16 protein-coding genes are annotated in these 20282 nt (G+C 45.8%); 14 read left to right on the forward strand and 2 right to left on the reverse strand.

Going from position 1 to position 20282, the window contains the following annotated elements; all coding sequences use genetic code 11:
* Positions 1-2 precede the first annotated feature (2 nt).
* From CLV98_RS11230 to CLV98_RS11255, 6 genes are all read left to right on the forward strand, one after another.
* Positions 3-1202, forward strand: coding sequence for a beta-ketoacyl-[acyl-carrier-protein] synthase family protein (locus CLV98_RS11230; protein WP_109674394.1), 1200 nt, complete (start codon positions 3-5; stop codon positions 1200-1202).
* Between the two features lie 185 nt (positions 1203-1387).
* Positions 1388-2338: a beta-ketoacyl synthase chain length factor gene (locus CLV98_RS11235; protein WP_109674395.1), complete on the forward strand. Its 951-nt coding sequence runs from the start codon at positions 1388-1390 to the stop codon at positions 2336-2338.
* Positions 2328-3095: a polysaccharide deacetylase family protein gene (locus tag CLV98_RS11240; RefSeq protein WP_109674396.1), complete on the forward strand. Its 768-nt coding sequence runs from the start codon at positions 2328-2330 to the stop codon at positions 3093-3095. Before CLV98_RS11235 ends, CLV98_RS11240 begins: the two co-directional genes overlap by 11 nt.
* Positions 3085-3711, forward strand: a complete 627-nt coding sequence (gene lolA2 / locus CLV98_RS11245) for a flexirubin biosynthesis/transport protein LolA2 (protein ID WP_109674397.1) — start codon at positions 3085-3087, stop codon at positions 3709-3711. Before CLV98_RS11240 ends, lolA2 begins: the two co-directional genes overlap by 11 nt.
* A gap of 49 nt (positions 3712-3760) precedes the next feature.
* Positions 3761-4123, forward strand: a complete 363-nt coding sequence (locus CLV98_RS11250) for an ApeI family dehydratase (protein WP_109674398.1) — start codon at positions 3761-3763, stop codon at positions 4121-4123.
* Between the two features lie 49 nt (positions 4124-4172).
* Positions 4173-5330, forward strand: a complete 1158-nt coding sequence (locus tag CLV98_RS11255; RefSeq protein ID WP_109674399.1) for a DUF2062 domain-containing protein — start codon at positions 4173-4175, stop codon at positions 5328-5330.
* Positions 5331-5412: 82 nt separating this feature from the next.
* Here CLV98_RS11255 and CLV98_RS11260 read toward each other — a convergent pair whose 3' ends face one another.
* The gene (locus CLV98_RS11260; protein ID WP_146202260.1) at positions 5413-5670 is read right to left on the reverse strand and encodes a hypothetical protein; all 258 of its coding nucleotides are present in this window, start codon (positions 5668-5670) and stop codon (positions 5413-5415) included.
* A gap of 56 nt (positions 5671-5726) precedes the next feature.
* Positions 5727-6446, reverse strand: a complete 720-nt coding sequence (locus CLV98_RS11265) for a hypothetical protein (RefSeq protein ID WP_109674401.1) — start codon at positions 6444-6446, stop codon at positions 5727-5729.
* A gap of 431 nt (positions 6447-6877) precedes the next feature.
* Here CLV98_RS11265 and CLV98_RS11270 point away from each other — a divergent pair, with 431 nt between their 5' ends.
* The 8 genes from CLV98_RS11270 to CLV98_RS11305 all read left to right on the forward strand — a co-directional run bounded on the left by CLV98_RS11270 (position 6878) and on the right by CLV98_RS11305 (position 19481).
* A complete protein-coding gene (locus CLV98_RS11270) occupies positions 6878-7966 on the forward strand; it encodes a hypothetical protein (RefSeq protein ID WP_146202261.1) in 1089 nt (362 codons plus the stop codon).
* A gap of 257 nt (positions 7967-8223) precedes the next feature.
* Positions 8224-8805: an RNA polymerase sigma-70 factor gene (locus tag CLV98_RS11275; protein WP_109674403.1), complete on the forward strand. Its 582-nt coding sequence runs from the start codon at positions 8224-8226 to the stop codon at positions 8803-8805.
* Between the two features lie 274 nt (positions 8806-9079).
* Positions 9080-10264 carry a FecR family protein gene (locus CLV98_RS11280; protein ID WP_109674404.1) on the forward strand — a complete coding sequence of 395 codons (1185 nt, stop codon included), beginning with the start codon at positions 9080-9082 and terminating at the stop codon, positions 10262-10264.
* 190 nt (positions 10265-10454) lie between these two features.
* A complete protein-coding gene (locus CLV98_RS11285; RefSeq protein ID WP_158281233.1) occupies positions 10455-13799 on the forward strand; it encodes a SusC/RagA family TonB-linked outer membrane protein in 3345 nt (1114 codons plus the stop codon).
* A gap of 12 nt (positions 13800-13811) precedes the next feature.
* The gene (locus tag CLV98_RS11290; RefSeq protein ID WP_109674406.1) at positions 13812-15251 is read left to right on the forward strand and encodes a SusD/RagB family nutrient-binding outer membrane lipoprotein; all 1440 of its coding nucleotides are present in this window, start codon (positions 13812-13814) and stop codon (positions 15249-15251) included.
* A gap of 97 nt (positions 15252-15348) precedes the next feature.
* Entirely contained in the window at positions 15349-16719 is a 1371-nt protein-coding gene (locus tag CLV98_RS11295) for an FAD-dependent oxidoreductase (protein WP_229203321.1), read from the forward strand.
* 248 nt (positions 16720-16967) lie between these two features.
* The gene (locus CLV98_RS11300; RefSeq protein WP_109674408.1) at positions 16968-18329 is read left to right on the forward strand and encodes an FAD-dependent oxidoreductase; all 1362 of its coding nucleotides are present in this window, start codon (positions 16968-16970) and stop codon (positions 18327-18329) included.
* Between the two features lie 42 nt (positions 18330-18371).
* Positions 18372-19481, forward strand: coding sequence for a hypothetical protein (locus CLV98_RS11305; protein WP_146202262.1), 1110 nt, complete (start codon positions 18372-18374; stop codon positions 19479-19481).
* Positions 19482-20282: the final 801 nt, after the last annotated feature.

Here is a 20282-nt window from a genome sequence, read left to right on the forward strand (position 1 = left end):
TCATGGTACCAGCAGCGAAAATTAGTATTACAGGATTAGGGATCGTGTCGGCCATAGGCTGCGGAGTGGAAGAAAACCGCCGGGCTTTGGTGGAAGGCCAAAGTGGTATAGGGACGACCTATTCCGAAACCCTTCCTGAAGGCCTTTTGGTGGGGGCGGTAAAGCAAAGCGATCAGGAGTTGCTACAGCGCCTCCGCTTACCCAATGGCTACTATTCGCGCACCAGTCTCTTAGGGATGGTGGCCGCCAGAGAAGCCTGGGATGGGCAGTCGTCTCATCCTTCCTTGCGTACAGGCTTTATTGGGGCTACTTCGGTAGGAGGGATGGACCAGACGGAGCAGTTTTATAAGCAGTATCTTCAGGGGCGTAAGGTGGACTTCAAAAGCCTCATTACCCATGATAGCGGTTATACGATGGAGGTCATAGCCCAGGACTTAGGCCTTACGGGCTATGTTAACACCATTTCCACGGCTTGTTCCTCTAGTGCCAATGCCATTATGCTAGGTGCACGACTCCTGCAGCAGGGCCGTCTCGACCGGGTGCTGGTAGGAGGGGTCGACCCGCTGTCGATGTTTACGATCCAGGGCTTTAGGTCGTTAATGATCTACGATGAGGCCTGGTGTAAGCCCTTCGACGACGCGCGTGTAGGCTTGAATTTGGGAGAAGGCGCGGCATTTATGGTACTCGAAAATGAAAAAAGTATTGAAATTACGGGCCGATTACCCATTTGTAGGCTGACAGGCTGGGCCAATGCTGCCGATGCTTATCATCAAACGGCCTCATCTCCCGATGGGAAGGGTGCCACTCTGGCCATTGGCCAAGCGTTGCAAAAGGCTGGACTATTCCCAGAGGAGGTGAGCTATATCAATGTACATGGTACTGGTACCAAGAATAACGACCTGTCGGAGTCGATAGCGATGCAAAATATCTTTGGCGATAAGTTGCCTCCTTTTAGTTCTACCAAGGCTTATACGGGCCATACCCTGGCCGCCGCCGCCGCCATAGAAGGCGTTTATTCGGTATTGGCCCTAAGGGACGGGATGCTGTTGCCGAACCTCAATTTCAGCACGCCATTGGCCGAGACAGGGCTGTCTCCAATCGTTGAACTGCAAACCGGCCAGGATTTGACATCGGTGCTTTCCAATTCCTTTGGCTTTGGGGGTAATAATTCTTCCTTGGTATTCTCTAGTAATGGGTATTGAGCGGCTTGAGGAGACTATTTATAGTTAAAAAGAACAAAAAGATAATTTTGGAGGAAGGAGACAATCAAAAACATCACTAATTTTGATAGAGGCGAAGGAGACACCTTTCATGGCTTAAGGAAGGTGAATTCGGGGATTTTAGTCTATAAAAAGAAAGCCATGAACCAGAATAAATCTAGGATACTGTGCATTATATAAAGGCCGCTTCATCAATAACCCACCAGCCCAGTTTTCAGCAAAAGGGATTTGCGGCCGATCTTTCGCCGCTGTCTGTTGCTGGGGAGGTCATTGCTCCCAATTATAAGGAATATATTGAAGGAGCCCTGCTGCGGCGCATGGGCAAGATACTTCGTATGTCTGTAGCAGCAGCCAAGGACGTGATCCTACAGGCCGACGCTGGCCAGCCCAACAGCATAGTAGTGGGTACTGGTTTGGGGTGCCTATTGGAAACGGAGAAATTTTTGACAAATACATTAACCTTGACGGGAATGCTACCTCCAACGGCGTTTATCCAGTCGACGCATAATACGATCGCCGGCCAAATATCGCTTATTTTGGAGAACCACGGGTATAACATGACCCATACTCAAAATACCCTGTCATTCGAACATGCCCTTATCGACGCCCGCTTACTGCTCGACGAAGGGCAGGAATTAGTACTGGTGGGAGCGGCCGACGAAAGCATCCCGTTCTTGGAAGAAGTGTCTCGGAACTTGCTTACTGCAAGCCTGCCCGTGTTGACATCGGGGGCTAGCTTTTTTATGCTAGATACCAGGGTGGCCGAGGCCACTGTGGCTATTATCGATGTAAAGGTTCACTTTGGAGCAGAAGACCGAGGAGCTATTGTTTTCGATTTTTTAAAGGAACATGATTTGTCTTATCCAGCTATCGACCTGTTGATGACGCCATTGTCCATGCAGCAGCAGGGTTTAGACTCCTTTGGCAAGGTTTTTGCAGGTACTCGGCAGCACACCTATCTCGATTATAGTGGTTTGTATCCTTCCGCCTCCGCCTTCGGGTTTCATATGGCCATAGATATGATGCAGATGGATCGTCGGATAGGGTATACATTGATCATCAACAATTTAAGCGCTAACAGTCTGGGGCTTATACTACTCAAAAATTGTGAAGCATAATATATTTACCTTTCTATTTGCAGCCACATTGGTTGTCTTAGGATTTGTCTTTTGGCAGTCGGAATTCCTGTATTATATCCTCGCGGCGGTGATTGTCGCCTATGTGGCGCTGACCGTCTATGGAGTTTTTAATATTGAGGCCAATTATTTCCTGAGCTCCATTCATAAAGGAAAAGGGAGTTCCGTGACGTTGACCTTCGACGATGGTCCCGACCCGGAGCAGACGCCCCGAATACTGGCTGCCCTCAAAGAACAGGAAGTGAAGGCTACCTTTTTCGTTATTGGTAAAAAAGCCGAGCAGCATCCCGAACTGATTAGGCAGATGGTGGACGAAGGTCATATAGTGGCCAACCATTCTTATAGTCATCATTATCTGATAGGCTTTTTTTCTAGAAAACGCCTGCGTGCCGATCTGGAACGGTGCAATGCGGTAATAGAGCAGATAACCGGCAAGGTACCGCATTATTTTAGACCCCCCTTCGGGGTCACCAACCCCCGCTATGCCGATGTGCTCCAGGATATGGGGATGCTCTCGATAGGCTGGTCGCTAAGGAGCCTCGACACTCAGGCCAAAAATAAATATGCGTTGATAGAACGGATATTGGTCAAGATCAAAAAGAAGGACATCATTTTGCTACATGACGACAGGGCGGTGACGGCCGATGCCATTGACGATATTGTAGCGCATTGCGAACAGAAAAAAATAGCGATAGAAACCCTAGACTGGGTTACCAAAACTTCCCCTTATGTATCTTAAGCAGATCTGGATCTTTGGCTTGTTATTGCTGTGCCTGCCCAGCTGGGCACAACAATACAAGCCTGCTCAAAACCCTCAGCAATTGGTGGCTTTCCTAAAAGCTTCGGCACAAAAGACCAATACCATCGAGGCTAAGTTTACCGAGGAAAAACAAATAGCCCTTCTAAAGGGAACGCAGAAGTCTAGCGGTGTATTTTATTTTAAAAAGAAGGATCGTATGCGCTGGGAGCAACGAAGCCCTACCAGCTACACGATCTTGATCAATGGGGATAGGGTGAAAATTAAAGATGGTACCAAACAGAAATCGATGGAAGGAGGGCGGATGGCACAGCAAATTCGTTCGCTAATCCTGGGATTGATCAATGGGGATTTTACTGAAGACAAGGGGTTTGACAAGACCTATTTGGAGAATTCTACCAACTATTTGGTAAAGCTTTTCCCTAAAAATAAACGCCTAAAGTCAGTTTACAAGGAAATTTCTCTGCTCTTTAACAAAAAAACAGGTATTTTAGAGGGATTAACCTTTCTAGAAAGTCGAGGAGATAGCAGAGAAATGAAATTTTATGACCAACATACGAACAGACCCGTGGAGGAACGGCTTTTTAACGACTTTTAAGGGGTGCTGTTAGCGCCTACGGACCATGTTTCTATAAACACAATACACCATGAATACCCTGTTAAATCACCTATATAGTATCGAAAACCTAGCGGGAACGGATACCTCTCTTACTGCGAGCATAAGGCTCAATGCCGATCATGCGGTGTATCTGGGCCACTTTCCTGGTAACCCCATTACGCCCGGGGTGGTGCAGATGGACTTTGTCAAAGAAGCATTGCAACAACAGCTCGGCAGAAAGCTTCGAATGAAATCGATGAAAACCTGTAAGTTTTTGCAAATTGTAAATCCCACTGAGACACCGGTTTTAAACCTGGAAATCAACTTTAACGATGGCGAATTTTTGGAAGTTTCTGCTGCCGGCGTCTATGGTGAAACGGTTTATTTCAAAATGCAATCGTCGTACGTTTAGGATCCGTGCTGCAGTCCTATTTTAAATGCCCTAATTATTACTCCTACCCATGAGCCTCAAGGATATCAGGTGCTGTGTGTTGATCCCTACTTATAACAACCAGCTTACGCTACTTCGGGTACTCGATGGAGTGCTTCAGCATGCCGACCATGCGGAGGTAATCGTGGTCAACGATGGTTCCACGGACCGTACCTTGGCCCTATTAGAAGGGCTCCACCCCGACATCACGATTCTACATCATGAGGTCAATAAGGGCAAGGGCAGGGCGCTACGCCTGGGCTTCGAGGAGGCTATTCGGCAAGGCTTCGATAATGTCATTACCATCGATTCGGATGGGCAGCATATTCCGGACGACATCCCTTTGTTTATTCAAAAAGCCAAGGCCATTCCTGGGGCCTTGGTGATGGGGGCCCGAAATATGCAGCAGGAGGGGGTTCCAGGCAAGAGCTCGTTCGGCAATAAGTTTTCCAATTTCTGGTTTAAAGTTGAAACAGGCATCACCCTCCCTGACACCCAAACGGGCTTTAGGCTGTACCCCCTCAAACCCCTGCAGTCGACAAGGCTCTATACCTCCAAGTTCGAAACCGAAATAGAGGTGATCGTCAAGCTGGCTTGGAAAGATGTACCAGTGGTGCCGGTCGATATACGTGTTATCTACGATAAGGACGAGCGGGTGTCGCATTTCAGGCCTTTCCGGGACTTTAGCCGGATCAGTATTTTGAATACATATCTGGTAACGCTTACTTTACTCTATTATCTGCCCAAAAGGCTCGTAAAGACCGTACTGGAAAAGGGCATTTGGTCCATGATTCGTCAAGAGGCCCTTAAGCCCGAGGAGAGTAGCTTCAATAAGGCGATCTCTATCGGCTTCGGCTTTTTTATAGGTATACTGCCCATTTGGGGGTTCCAGTTATTACTAGGAATTCCACTTTCCATTTACTTCAGGATGAATAAAGTGCTCTTCCTGATTGCCGCCAATATCAGCCTTCCTCCCATGATTCCGCTGATCATTTATGGAAGTTACCGCTTCGGGGGGCTATTTTATAAAAATGGCGTCCAGCTCAGCACTTTTCAGGACCTAACCTTGGAATCGATTCATGTTAATTTTCTTCAATACTTTATAGGGGGCACCGCCCTGGCCATGCTGGCAGGCCTCGCTGGCTTTGTAATTTCCTACGCTAGTTTTAAGCTGTTTAGAAACCGATAAGGAAAGGCGTTGAATCATGTATCAACTTTCAGTGCATACCGAGCTGAATGGATCGTATCGGCGTCGATATCCGTATCGATCCCTATTGAGCCGGAATGGTTTTACCACTTTTCAGTACCACGATACAACGACCTTCCAGTAAACCATCGAAATAGATGCTTACACCACTTACTTTACCCGTTTGGGCGTCAATACCCACGATCCCTGCCGATTGGTCAATCAGGACCATATTTTGTGCATACATTAAATTTCTAATGGTTTCTGGATAATAACCCCCGCTCGAAGATTCCAAAAGGTATTCCCATAATATCTGTTGGCTATCCATTTTTATTGCGACCATGGTGCCAATTGGTCCCTTTTCAAGGATTGCATACAGCACGTCACCCAGAGTAGTATTTACTTCGAAACGACATCCGAATTACCACAGCGACTGTATTCATCTACATCTTTTGCAAGTCCTGACCAGGTAAGCTTTTCTGATAGCCTTGAAAGGAGTGTAGGACAGTCACCATACATTGTTTTGAGTTCTTTTTTATAATTCTTTTTTTGAACTTTTCTTGCTGGGGCATCTCCCAGTTTATAATAATAGGATTTATCTACGCCACCGAATGACGGTCCTATGCCACCTCCTACCTTCATGGTCGTTTTGGCTACGGGGTCAAAATAAACTTTCATTTTACTACCCATATGCGGATTCACCAGCTGCATCATTAAGTGTCGCGTCTTTTTTTTGTTAACCATCACTTCGGTACTTTCGAAATAGGCATATCCTTCACTAATGGTTTTCATATTCAAACTCATATTGCTATAGGTAGCTGCATTATCGAGATAATCCAGCCTTTGGGCGAGCCGTTCGAGGCCATCGGCGGGTAGGTACATAGTAGCCACGTTATCTGGAGAAAACTCCACTTTTTTACCTTCGTTCAGAATTTTTATTTTCCGAAAGCTTCCCTTTTTTCGTTTGATCTTCTTAATATTTCCCTCAATTTTTTGACCATCTTTTAGGGTGATATAGGCCGTCTTTCTTCCCGAAAATCGATCGAAGCCTGGCATAAAACCTTGTGAGTAAACAGAATAAGGAAGGATAAAGAATAGCGCTAGTACGAGGTTTTTCATATTGAAGTAGGATTGATTACAGGAACTATAGCTGACTGGTTCCGTTACTAATAGCTATCGGCTGTAATGGCCCTGGTCATCTGGTTGTTATATAATTGCTTGACGTCTGCTTCTACTAACTTCAGGAATACTCGTGAGATTTTCCATTCCTATGCATGAGTAGGCTAACATTTTACATGAACCTAGGAAATATGGTCATGAAGAAAGGGGGGGATTGGTATCAACTACAGGTGGCTACGAGCCTGGAGGTTGGGGTGTCTGAAAAGTAAAGGATCGGCTACTGGTATCAATCGATCGATTTGGAGTATATAACTATACTACTTATTAAAAACCCTTAGACCTATCCAATGATTACGCTTTTGTTGCAGCCTATTGGGCTATTCCTTATTTTTTTGACATGTTTGTCTCAGGATCAAGTCCCTGAAATATTTTTGGAACCAATCATAACGGTAAACTTTGGGGATGCTACCGCCGACAAGCCCCAATCCAAGTCGTGGACCCATGCCGGGCAGTCGTGGCTGGTGGTGGCCGATGGAGCGGGGCCCGTGCTCTGGAAAAAAGAGGATAGCAAGTGGCGGGCCCAGTCGTCGGTCAATACGCTTTGGAAGGGGCAGCCCAACAAGGCCGACGTGTATGTTCATGGCGATGATGCGCATGTGCTATTGGTGGGTGCGTGTGCGTTGAAAGTAGCCCACCTGCGCTATTCCAAGGCTAAGGGACAATACATACACGAAGGAATTGCGACCCTGCCAATGCCCGCTGGCTGTCGGGAAATAGAGACGGCCACCATCACCCACGATTCTCATGGCCGGTATTGGGTGGCCTCCGATTGGAACGAAAGTATTCTGGTATGGCATTCGGCGGATGGGGCTACCTGGTCGGCACCGCAGCCGTTGGCTCAGGATATAGATGCCGACGATATTTCGCTAGTCGTAAGTTTAAAAGATCAAATATCGGTCATATGGTCCAATCAAAAGACTGAGTCGATGATGGAACGTGTACATATGGACCGGGATCCCGTGAATAGCTGGTCGAAGCCTATCGTCATAGAGCAAGGCGATAAGAATGCAGATGATCATCTGAATGCCACCGTATTTGAGGATGGAAGCATGGCCCTGGTTACCAAGAACAGCGTTGATCAGGTACACCAGCCTCAATTCGTTTTCCGCTACCGCTCTCCATCGGGGAACTGGTCCAATATTCCATACCAAGCGCTTGTTGAGCCCCAGCAGCCCTCCCGACCCATTATCAACCATATCCGAAACGGAAGGATATATGCCATGCACTCCGTAAAAGACCGTAGCAATGGGCTATATCATATTTCGGTCAATGAGGTGACTAGAAATAACGAAAACTGGGAATTTAAAGAGTTGGTGCGGCTAAAGACGCATACGACCGGTAAAAATGGGGACCTCACAAGCAGTAAGTCCGCCTTTTCTGCTTCCGATCCTTATCTTATTTTTTTCTCAGACGATCTAGGTCATGTGTTTGAATATGATTTGAAGCGTTTGAAGGAGTGAGCCCTAAAAGCATAGGGGGACCTGCATATTTGTGTATCGGTAAGCAGACATTACCCCAGGGGAACGGGGTAAGGACGTATTTTCTTCGTGAATGGTGGTACTGATAAGTGATACCTTGGTTAAATATTGGCGGACAACGTAATATCGAATAGTTTGTTGTTATATTTATAAAAATTAGTACTTTTATAGATATATTAATGATGGGATGTCGTGGAAGGCTGAAATCGCTGCTCGACTATTCTTAAACCTTGTCTATCATGAATTCATTGGACGATATGCCAATAGGTTCAAATGGCGGTGTAGTGCATGATTTATCTTTTGCCACTTTGTTTGACCAAAATTATCCGGGTTTGTTGTATTTTTCCTTTAAGCTCATCGGGGATAAGGAAGAAGCGGAGGATATCGTACAAAATGCATTTATCAGTTATTGGAAGGGTAGAGATACTGTACAAGGGGAGTTAAATGCCATAAAGAGCTATTTATATACGACTGTCCGCCATTCATGCATGGATCTGTTGAAGCACCGAACGGTGATTAAAAAGCATAGAGATCAGTTGGACGCCGACCCGATAGACGATAGGTTGGTAGAGAATGAAATAATTCGTTCGGAGGTATTGTCCGAAATTTTCAATGCCATCGAGAATCTACCCGCAGGATGTAGGCAAGTATTGGAAATGAGCTATTGGCAAGGAAAGAAAAATTTGGAAATATCGGAAGAACTGGGAGTGTCTGTCAATACGGTAAAGACACAAAAACAGCGAGCACTTCAACTGTTAAGACTCAAGCTGGCACCTAGTGCCTTGTTGGTATTTTTGCAAATACTACCCGCTGAGTTGTAGTCTGCGGATTCCGCAGGACAGTGCTTCGGCCGGTTAGCTCACGCGCTGCAGGAGCGCTGTAACAGCGCTAACTTAAACGTCAATCAGATGGTACTTTATACCATAAAAATTATCTCTCAAAATGATATATAAAGGCGTGACGTTTGCAGCTTAAAACTGATTCTAGGATGATCGCTCTTCTTATTCTTCAAAAAAAAACAAAAAAAGTATAGTTGTCTTTCACCCCTTTTCATTTTGAAGTCGTCTTAGGAGTGTAAGAGAATTTGAAAGGTCAATGGAAAATGAATTTTTAAAAGCACAGATGATTGCTCGGTACCTAAAAGGGGAATTAACCTTTAGCGAGCAAGTGGAGCTGCGCAACTGGTTAGAAGAAGATCCTAATAACCAGCGGCTGCTCGATGAGCTGGAAGATGAAGAGACTTTGTCCAAAGACCTTTACTTTTTTTCTACCGTCGACAAAACACAAGCCTGGGAGAATATTTCTAAAGAGCTCCATACGGCTTCCGATCGAAGTAAATGGAGTATCTGGAAATACTGGAAATATGCGGCCGCCGCAGTGCTACTGATGGTACTTAGCTACGTTTTTGTTTTAAATACGTATACTAAGGAGCGTTCTGATATTTCGCAGGAGCAGGTCCCAGAACCTAAAAATGATGTACTGCCTGGAGGGGATCACGCCACCTTAACCCTAGCCGATGGATCGGTCCTTTCGCTGGAGGATATGACCGATGGTACGGTTAAGCAGGAAGGTGGGATACGCATCAGTAAAAGGCAGGGGCAGGTGGTGTATGAAATGCTGAATGTGGAGGAGAAAGCTCCGGTAACTTACAACACCATCCGCACGCCTGTGGGCGGGCAGTACCATGTGATCCTCCCAGATGGAAGCAAGGTATGGCTCAATTCGGAATCTTCCCTATATTTTCCCACCGCCTTTAACGGCCCTAAAAGAGTGGTGAAGTTGACTGGAGAGGGCTATTTTGAAATAGAACATGACTCGAACAAGCCTTTCTTAGTAAGTACGTTACAGACGGATATTGAGGTATTGGGGACTCACTTTAACGTAATGGCCTATACCAATGAAGGAGCCAATCGGACTACCCTGCTAGAAGGTGCGGTAAAAGTGGGCAGTGGTGCTAATAAAAGAACCCTAAAACCTGGGCAGCAAGCAGTAGGAAGTGGGGATATTAGGGTGATCGATATTGATCCCGACCAAGCCGTTGCCTGGAAGAATGGGTATTTCCAGTTCGAAAGTGAAAGTCTGGAGTCGATTTTACGGCAGTTGAAACGGTGGTATGACATCGAACTTGAAGACGAACATGCCATTCCTGACACACATTTTACGGCCTATATCTCTAGGAATACGAGCCTGTCGAATGTGCTTAGAATGTTAGAATTATCGGGAGAGTTGAAGTTTAAAATTGAAGGAAACAAAGTTTCTATTCAAGAGAAAAAACATTGATTTAAAATACTGTAGACCTAAAAAAACCGATAGCGGTGCAACGCTATCGGTGAAGTATGGGCCTGTAGATTAATATATAGTGCTAACCATAAACATTTTTAAACCCAAACCATGTAAAACTATGAATAAAAAGTTTCACTTCAAAAGTGGATGGAGACAAACTCCCCTTTCACTTAAACTGCTACTCAGAATGAAATTATCTGCTCTCTTACTTATGATCGTCTGTATTCAGGTTAGCGGGTCGGCACTTTCGCAAAAAATAACCCTGTCTGTGGAGAAAGCGCCTATGCAACAGGTGATTAAAATGATCAAAAAGCGCAGTGGCTATCAATTTATATATAATGATGAATTGCTAAAACAAGCCAAACCTGTGACCATGAATGTGACAGGAGGGTCCATTGAGGACGTTCTTGAGGAGTGTTTTCGCCAGCAGCCATTCACTTATGAGCTCGTAGATAAGACGATCGTCGTCAAACCCAAAACGGCGGCTCCCAAAGTCGATCCTCCTGCCACAGAGGCTCCCAAAAAAGTAGTGAATGGGCGTGTGACCGACGAAAAGGGAGAGGGCCTGCCCGGTGTGAGTATTCGGGTAAAAAACACCCAGATAGGAACACTTACCGACGTGGAAGGTGGCTTTAACATAGAGGTGCCCGACAAGGATGCGGTTCTAACATTTTCTTTTGTAGGGTACATTTCCAAGGATGTGACCGTCGGGGCAGAAAGCTTTGTGGAAGTAAAATTGGCGATTGACGCCAAGACTTTTGATGAAGTGGTCGTCACTGCATTTGGTATTAAGAAGGTGCAAAAGTCCCTCACTTATTCGACCCAACAAATCACTGGGCAAGCCGTGTCTGGTGCGGGGAATCCCAACGTACTGGGAGGGCTTCAAGGAAAGGTTGCCGGTGTAACGGTAAGTCTTAATAGTGGAATGCCGGGAAAGTCGCCTGGAATTAGGATTAGGGGAAGTCGGTCATTGTCAGGGAATAATGCTCCCCTGTATGTGATAGATGGCCTACCGATTTCGGGTGGGGATCGGGTGATCGACCTGAATCCGAATGATATCGAGACCATGAACGTGCTAAAAGGGCCTGCTGCATCGGCCTTATATGGATTGAGGGCCTCCAATGGGGTGGTCGTGATTACGACTAAAAATGGTTCGGCGAGCAATGGAAAGCCTACCGTTAGCTTCGACACGCATTTCAGTGTCGATCAGATTGGCATGCTACCAGACCTCCAGATGGAGTTCGCTCAGGGGGATAATGGAGTCTTTAACCCTAATTCTATTTTTACATGGGGGCCTAGGATAAGCACCATGTCCACCTATACCAACCAGCTAGGCCAACAGGAAGAACCGGCGGTGTATGATAATGATAAGGCGTTTTTCCAAAATGGGTATACCATGAATTCAAATCTGAGCTTTTCGAATTCGGGTGATTATGGGAATTTCATGATTGGCATAGGCAGAAACGATCAAAAGGGTATTGTACCTAACTCCTCCATGTCCCGAAACAATATTAAGTTCAACGGGGACTTGAAGTTGCTGAAAAACTTAACCACCTCCATTTCTTTTAATTATTCTGATCTCAAGGTGGACGATTTTCCGGAATTGGGTGGCAATGATAATATTTTTAGGGGCGTTACCGAGACACCTCCTTCCTATAACCTTGCGGGTAAGCCCTATGCCGATCCTAGCGATCCCTACCAGCAGATATTCTACCGGGTATCCCAAAATAACCCCTACTGGGTCATCAATAATACCTTTAGGAATGAAAACACCAAACGGACCATGGGGAATATCCTGCTCAACTATAAGGTGACTCCCGACTTGGCTTTGAATTACCGCGTAGGGGTAGACCATTACACCACCATAAGCGACGATTACAGAGAGCTTGGCTTCGCTACCCGCGGTAGGACCAACCCACCCAGCGGAGGGGATCTGTATATGAATACAAAATTCTCCAATCAATTGAATTCCAATTTGTTTGTGAATTATAACAAAGTGATCAATAAGGTTTGGAATATTGACGCCATCATCGGTAATGAAGTGTACGATAGCAATTACAGGGGTGTTAATACCACGGGGTCTAATCTGGTAGTGGGCAACTGGCCCAATCTGGCCAATGCAACTTTAATTACAGGCAGTAATAGCACCAGCAGACAACGGATCGTCGGGTTTTACTCGAACATTAACATTGGTTGGAATGATAAAATCTATTTGAATGCCTCGGGCCGGAATGACATTGTATCCAATATGCCCACTGGAAACAGGTCGTTTTTCTATCCTTCTATAGGGGCCAGTGCGATTGTGACGGAGCTATTACCTCAAACCAAAGCGGTATTTTCTTTTGCCAAACTAAGGGCGACCCTGGCTGAGGTTGGCCAGGCTGGGCCCATTTATGTAAACGGCAGGGGTTTTACTACCAACCGGCCAGGTTCATTTGTTTTTCCTTACCAAGGATTAGTAAGCTGGACCCAAAGCGCTACACGGATCAACCCCGGCTTAGTACCTGAAAATACCCGTACCTTCGAAATAGGTGGAGATTTCAGATTTTTTAACGATAGGGTTACTGTTGATTATACCTATTTCGATGGCAAATCGGACGGACAAATATTTAATGTGCCAGTCGCGATAACCACCGGTGCTTCCAATGAAATCAGGAACGGCGGTAAGATCCGTAATAATGGTCATGAAGTGGTACTTTCGCTGATACCCATCCAAAGTAAAGATTTTAAATGGGAATTTAACACCAATTTTACTACCTATAAAAGTAAGGTATTGGAGCTTTATGGGGGCACGCAGCGCGTGAATATTTCGAGTGGCGTAGTTACGCTAGTCGCGGAAGTGGGCAGCGTATATCCTCAGTTTGTAGGTACTTCCTATTTGAGAGATCCCGAAAGCAATCAGATCGTCTATCAAAGTGATCAAACGAAGGTAGACTACGGCTTGCCTATTATCAATAATACACAAAAAGTAATAGGTACCCCTACGCCTGACTTTGAAATGAGCTTTATCAATAACCTTTCATTCAAAGGGTTTAGATTGACCGCCCAAGTCGATTGGCGCAAAGGAGGACTGATATACAACCATTCGCTTAACGAGTCGAGAAGAAGAGGGTTGGCCGGCGATACAAGAGATCGGGAGACGGAATTTGTACCCGAAGGTAAGAAAGGCACAGTGGCCAACGGAGCCGTGGAAATTGTAGGCGATAACGACATACTCATCAAGAAGGATGTTAACTACTTCAACAGATTATGGCCCAATACCGAAGCGAGCTTGAGTGATGCCTCTTTTATCCGATTTAGGGAATTAGGCCTCAACTATAATTTGCCATCTAAATGGATCAAGAACCTCAAGATTAGCAACGCCTCCATTTATTTCACGGGGAGAAATCTCTTTATAATCACCAAGGCATTCACTGACCCTGAGGTGAATATCTCCGAAGGGTCCTATGCCAACCCAAATTCACAAGGTATTGAAGTGTCTCAAATACCTCAAACAAAAAGTTATGGAGCAGGTATACGGTTGAAATTTTAAAACTGAATCAAGATGAAAAAAATACAGATATTTATTGTAATGAGCTTGTTCTTTATTGCTTCTTGTAGCGATGCGGTATTGAACGATATTGATACGAACCCTAATCAGGTCAATGACGCCCCGCTAAAAACGATCCTACCACAGGTGCAGATGAGCTACGTAACTGAAGTAGCCGGTGGGGGTACTGCGCTGAACTCCTATTACCTATCGGAAGCCAATACCTTCGTTTTAGGGAATAATATACTTCAAAATGTACAAGGCTTAGGCTCTCAGGTGTGGGACCAGGGGTATCTGGCGCTGAACGATCTGTCGATCATTAAAGAAAGAGCGCTTGAAAGCGAAGCGTATACGTATGCAGGCATTGCCGATGTGTTACGGGCCATGAACCTGGCCACTTTAACGGATCTATTTGGCGATATCCCTTTTTCGGAGGCCCTTCGCGACGACATCATTAATCCGTCTTTCGATCCATCCCAACAGGTATATGCCGAAATACAAAAAATATTGGATGAGGCTATTGTCAATCTCGGCAAGGACTCTGGACCCTTGGTGCCCAAAATGGATGATATGTATTTTGAAGGGGATAAAACTTTATGGATCAAAACGGCCTATGGACTCAAAGCGAGGCTATATAATCGGCTCAGTAATCTGGATGGCACCACCTCCGCCAACAATGCCCTGGCTGCGATATCTCAGTCATTCAATAGTGATTCGGAGAGTCTCATATTTTCAAAATTTGCAGATATCCAGACCAATGGAAACCCATTTTCGGTGGTCAATAATAGCCAGCCGGGCTCGAGTGTAGGAAATGGAATTTACAATAGCATGGCCAGCTTTGGGGAAAGTGGAAAGGCCGACGATGACCCACGTGCCGCCATTTGGTTCACCAAGGTCAATGGGGCGATAATATCGGCTCCTAACGGAACGGCAAGAGCCGATTTTGGTGAGCCGAGGCTGGACGGAGCCTATTATTCTAAGCCCGAACTTATGAAATATTTTGATTCCCCTATGCCTTTATTAACCTTCGTCGAACTCAAATTCATAGAGAGTGAGGCTTACTTACGGCTTGGGGATAAAACGAAGGCCAACGCCGCCTATGAAATGGCCGTAGACCTAGCCCTGAAACATGCCGGCGACTACCGGCCGTCGGTAAGCCTGAGTGATGAGAAAATGGATGCCTATAAGGCTTTACCTAAAGTATTCCCTGGAAGTGATGCCCTTACCTTAGCCGATATTATTAAGCAGAAGTATATCTACTTATATCAGTTTCAACCGATCGAAATGTATAATGACGTAAGAAGGACAGGGGTGTTTGAAGTAACCGACCCCACAGGTAGTGCCACCCGCCTTCCATACCCCGTTACAGAAATTACCCGTAACATCAATACACCCACCGATATTGACAATATTTCGGCTCTGGAACCCCGAACCAAAGTATTCTGGGCTAAATAATACGATACAGTCGCTTCTATCCCAGCGCTAATGCGGATAGAATAGGAAGATTAATCTTGTGGGTTTTGATTTAGTATCAACTTTTGAAATGACTTAAATGATGAAAAGACGGAATCTAATTAAGGCAGGCCTATTTGGCCCCATGCTTTTGCAAAATATAGGATTAGGAGCATCGCCCACTCCCCGGAAAAATAAAGAGGGAATGGTGGAGGAACCCAAGAAAAGTCTGACGGTTGTTCGGGACACCGACGTGATCGTGTGCGGTGGGGGGCCTGCTGGGTTTGCGGCGGCCTTAAGTGCCGCTCGATCGGGTGCCAAAACGACCTTGATTGAACTGCATGGTTGTTTAGGAGGAATTTGGACCTCAGGTCTGTTGAGCAATATCATTGACCATGAAAACAAGAGTGGGATCATGAAGGAGCTTATCTATCGCCTAGACCAGACCGACGCCCAACTTACCGCCAAGAAATACGATGCGGAACAAATGAAATGGGTTTTGGAAGAAATGTGCCGGGAGGCCGGTGTCGAGATAAGGCTGCATACTCGGGTAACAGGTGCATATTCAGACAAAAATAAGCAAATCGACTTCATTACCACCGAGAGCTTTTCAGGGCGTGAGGCATGGAAAGCCAAGGTGTTTATCGATGCCACTGGTAACGGTGACCTTGCCGCTACCGCTGGCTGCGGATTCGACATGGGAGAGCCCACGACAGGAAGGGTTCAGCCGATGTCTTTGATGGTGATTTTGAGTGGGTTAAAAGATTCAGATCTGTTAAAAGAAGGGTATATAAGAGGCCTGGGAAGAAATGGATCGCCCACCACCGAAGGGAAGAAAAAGTTACATGCCGATATAATGAAAATTGGCATAGACACCAGTTACAGCATGCCGAGTTTCTTTACCATTCGGCCCGATACCATAGCCCTTATGATGAACCACCAATATGGGGTGTCGGCCATAGATGCCGATGCGATTTCTAAGGCGACCATGGAAGCGCGAAATGAAATTAATAAGGTAATTGCAGGGTTAAGAGCTACAGGAGGAATATGGTCGAATGTGAGAATAGCCACCTCCGCGGCCCAAATAGGGATAAGAGAGGGACGGCGGATTCATGGCCTGTATATGCTTTCGAAGGAAGACTTGCTAAAGGGCGCTCAGTTTCCGGACGGGGTCTGTGATGTTAAATTTACCGTCGATGTCCATGCCCTTGAAAAGATCGAGGGGGGCGGGTATAGTAATTCAGGAGTAAAAATGAAACCCTACCAGATCCCCTTGCGCTCCCTGATCGCCAAAGATTTCGATAACTTGATGATGGCGGGCCGTTGCATTAGTGGTGATTTTTATGCCCACGCGAGCTACAGAGTTACCGGGAACGCCGTGCCCATGGGGGAAGCAGCCGGTAAAGTTGCTGCCAAAGCGACGGCAACAAACCGACTCCCCAAGGCCGTGAAATGGAATGAAGTCGTGTAAATAGAACGTGTTCAGAGAAGTCATAAAGCTGTTTTTTTTAAATAGTTTTTATGACTTCTTCTGAAAATCTCCAGGATAGCATTGCCCAATAGGTTCTACGCTTGCGCTGATGATGGACTTTCCTTCGGTCTCCATTGAAGGTATAAACGATATCAGCTGTGAACATGGAAATAAGTAAGTTTTTTAAAGTTCAATCCTCAACCTTAGGATTGCTGGCAAACCAATAGTACAAAAACGACCTAACCATCATGGAAAGAAGAACCTTCATTAACGCTGCACTATTCGGTGCTATTCTTCCATTCAGTGAGGCCATTGCTGAAGTAAAAAAGGAAGGGCTGGTAGAGCCACAGCGAACCATTCCCATAGCGGGCGATTACGACGTGATCGTCTGTGGTGCCGGACCAGCTGGCGTAGCTGCTGCCATTGAGGCCGGACGAAATGGAGCCAAGACCCTCTTACTAGAGGTACATGGCTGCCTCGGAGGTGTATGGACCGCCGGTAACCTGACCTGGATACTCGATAACCAAAATAAATCGGGCTTCATCAACGAAATTAAAAGGGATTTGGCTCAGCTAGGAGGGGCAGGGACGGTAGATAGTGGATCGAGCTATGCCTTTGATGCCGAAATCATGAAGGCCATCCTGGAGGCCTATTGTGTGGAGGCGGACGTCACGGTTCGTTTACATACCCGAGTGGTATCTACAGCCGTGCAAAACGGCCGACTTACCCATGTGCTTACCGAGTCGAAGTCGGGACGGGAGGCCTGGGCAGCAAAAATTTTTATAGATTGTACAGGTGATGGAGATGTGGCACAGCAGGCAGGCTGTGGGTATGACTATGGCAGTAGTGAGGGCGAAGGACAGCCCATGAGCCTACTAGCCCTAGTGGGCGGGGTACATTATGAGGATATCAAACCCTTTGTGCGCGATGCCCAGGATAGTAAATTACGGTCGCCCTCCAAAAAAAGACTCGAGGCCGAAATCATTCGTAGTGGTGTGAAGCCCTCTTATAGTCTGCCTGGTTTGTACCCCATACACCAGGATTTGTTTATGTTAATGGCCAATCATGAATATGGGTATCTGGGCTATGATGCGAAGCAGATTAGCCTAGCCACCCTTAAAGCCCGGGCCGAAGTACATCAAATCGTCAATGGGTTGCGTTCATTGGGTGGTATCTGGCAGAATTTTCGAATTGTATCTACCGCCGAGCAAATTGGTGTGAGGGAGAGTCGTAGAATTCATGGGCTATATACCGTTACAGCCGAGGACCTCATACAGGGAGCACGGCATCAGGATGCAGTGTGTAGGGTTACTTTTGGGGTGGATGTGCATTCTGTCAAAAAAGATGATGAAAATAATAAGAAGTATAATAGAGGTGTAAAGGCAGTTCCCTACGATATCCCCATAAGGGCCATGATTGCCAAGGATGTGGAGGGACTTATGATGGCTGGGCGCTGTATCAGCGGTGATTTTATCGCTCACTCTAGCTATCGGGTAACGGGCAATTCGGTTGTGATGGGCGAAGCTGCAGGCCGACTGGGCGCCATGGCCGCAGGTTCTAACCGCTTGCCTCAAGAAGTAGATTGGGCAGAAGTAAAATGGAGTCTGTAATCGTTGTAAATCGATCTGTTATCAAGAGAGCCATGAAATAATATGTTCAATAGAGAGAGGAACGCTAAAATGAAATGGTACGATGGTTTTCTTAAAAAGCTTGACACCCCGTTATGGGTAAGGCTTGTTCTGTTATATTACATGGGTATTTCTCCAGGATTTGCGGGAAACGATCTGCTGTTAACGCACGTTTTTATTAACCCTGTAGACTCTTTGGAGAAGATAACTATTACCGAAAGCCAGTCGGAAAATGGACTTTCAAATTGGTTTAGTCAGGACGTCAATAGGGCCGTATGCACCTCCGAGCAATGCAAGATGGTGAATATCCGGCTTTTCTGGGATGGAGTGGGTAACTATCAACGTTTTGAATTGATCGATAACGAGCCCCTAACCAAAACAGACCATACCTCGTTTGACTCTGAAGATTACGCCAAGTTAAACGGAATTTTAGCCGATGCGAATTCTATTTTTAGGGAGCTGGGAATGGAAGACTTGGTGGTGGAAACAGACGAAACCATCGATGGTAAAACAGGAGCGACTCAGAAGTCTTTGAGTGAATATGTAGTCAGTGAGGCGGTTTATACCTGTTATACCTTATGGCATATCGTTTACGGACCCACCCAAAGTAGGATCAAAGCCTTAATAGCCGAAAGGGCCAGCGAGGCTTATTTGAGGTTGGCATTGACTAACGAGGACTCGATATACCCCATATGGGCATTGGGCTACGTGGCGGATCATCCTGGGAATTCCGTTCCCTTCTTCGATCGGCTATTGACCCAATTGACCTCCTCAAACGAAACAGTGGCCAGTCTGGCGATGGAAGCGATACACCCTCAGGCTCTCAGCAAGGAGGGAAGCCAACTAGCATTCGTAAACCAGATACCCCAGTTGGACGATCTAAAAAAGCTGGACATGCTATGGAAACTGGCAGAGGCCGAAACTGTATACGACCAAGTGCTAATCCAACTCCTGGGCTACTACCAAGCCGGGCAGCTCAATGCCACAGCCTTGGGTTATGTTTATAAGCTATTTTCGGCTCCGAACATGGCCAATCCTATTGTTTATAAAAATTTGGAAAGACTTTTATCGGACCCCAATCGCTATGTGGCGAATACCACCAAGAAGTTGCTGGAGAAATGGACGGTGGATTGAGTGTTAGGGAGTAGCAATTTAGGGCATAAATATTTTATGTGGCTTGTCGATGTGGGAGGGTGTTTGAAACCTTCTGATAATGGATTAGGCTTTTGAACTGGCTTGTCCATCCCGCAGGATGCGGGAGCGATTTCAGATTATTTAGCAATGGAATATGCATTTAAATTGGCTTGCCGATCCCGCAAAAACGTGGGAGAGCGTTTCAATCCTTCTGACAATGGATTAAGCTTTTGAACAAATCTGTTGCCCTTACTGACATAGTGTGTGTATTTGTTTCAATCCTTCTGACAATGGATTAAGCTTTTGAACTCAGCCCATATGTTATTATTGGTCACATTGCTCCCATGTTTCAATCCTGCTGACAATGGATTAAGCTTTTGAACGCTAATCGACTGACTGTAATGGTAACTCTAGTTTTCCGGTTTCAATCCTTCTGACAATGGATTAAGCTTTTGAACTGGCTTGTCCATCCCGCAGGATGCGGGAGCGATTTCAGATTATTTAGCAATGGAATATGCATTTAAATTGGCTTGCCGATCCCGCAAAAACGCGGGAGAGCGTTTCAATCCTTCTGACAATGGATTAAGCTTTTGAACCGTGTAGGTTGGCGTACTCACTTCATCACAGAAGGGGGTTTCAATCCTTCTGACAATGGATTAAGCTTTTGAACAGCGACGTCCCTTTTTAATAACACACTATGACCGAATATAATACTCCCCAGAATTAGGGCCACTGTTAAAATTTAATTTTTAATCTTAAATTAGTGGAACTATGAGAGCAAAAAGGAGAAAATTCAGTTCA

It is taken from the genome of Dyadobacter jejuensis (genome assembly GCF_003149085.1).
Taxonomy (GTDB): Bacteria; Bacteroidota; Bacteroidia; order Cytophagales; family Spirosomataceae; genus Dyadobacter; species Dyadobacter jejuensis.

Coding starts and splice junctions, on each gene's coding strand:
- CLV98_RS11295 (WP_229203321.1), top strand. CDS start 15,349: ATGATGAAAAGACGGAATCTAATTAAGGCAGGCCTATTTGGCCCCATG.
- CLV98_RS11300 (WP_109674408.1), top strand. CDS start 16,968: ATGGAAAGAAGAACCTTCATTAACGCTGCACTATTCGGTGCTATTCTT.
- CLV98_RS11275 (WP_109674403.1), top strand. CDS start 8,224: ATGAATTCATTGGACGATATGCCAATAGGTTCAAATGGCGGTGTAGTG.
- CLV98_RS11265 (WP_109674401.1), bottom strand. CDS start 6,446: ATGAAAAACCTCGTACTAGCGCTATTCTTTATCCTTCCTTATTCTGTT.
- CLV98_RS11285 (WP_158281233.1), top strand. CDS start 10,455: ATGAAATTATCTGCTCTCTTACTTATGATCGTCTGTATTCAGGTTAGC.
- lolA2 (WP_109674397.1), top strand. CDS start 3,085: ATGTATCTTAAGCAGATCTGGATCTTTGGCTTGTTATTGCTGTGCCTG.
- CLV98_RS11305 (WP_146202262.1), top strand. CDS start 18,372: ATGTTCAATAGAGAGAGGAACGCTAAAATGAAATGGTACGATGGTTTT.
- CLV98_RS11260 (WP_146202260.1), bottom strand. CDS start 5,670: ATGGTCGCAATAAAAATGGATAGCCAACAGATATTATGGGAATACCTT.
- CLV98_RS11255 (WP_109674399.1), top strand. CDS start 4,173: ATGAGCCTCAAGGATATCAGGTGCTGTGTGTTGATCCCTACTTATAAC.
- CLV98_RS11250 (WP_109674398.1), top strand. CDS start 3,761: ATGAATACCCTGTTAAATCACCTATATAGTATCGAAAACCTAGCGGGA.
- CLV98_RS11230 (WP_109674394.1), top strand. CDS start 3: ATGGTACCAGCAGCGAAAATTAGTATTACAGGATTAGGGATCGTGTCG.
- CLV98_RS11280 (WP_109674404.1), top strand. CDS start 9,080: ATGGAAAATGAATTTTTAAAAGCACAGATGATTGCTCGGTACCTAAAA.
- CLV98_RS11290 (WP_109674406.1), top strand. CDS start 13,812: ATGAAAAAAATACAGATATTTATTGTAATGAGCTTGTTCTTTATTGCT.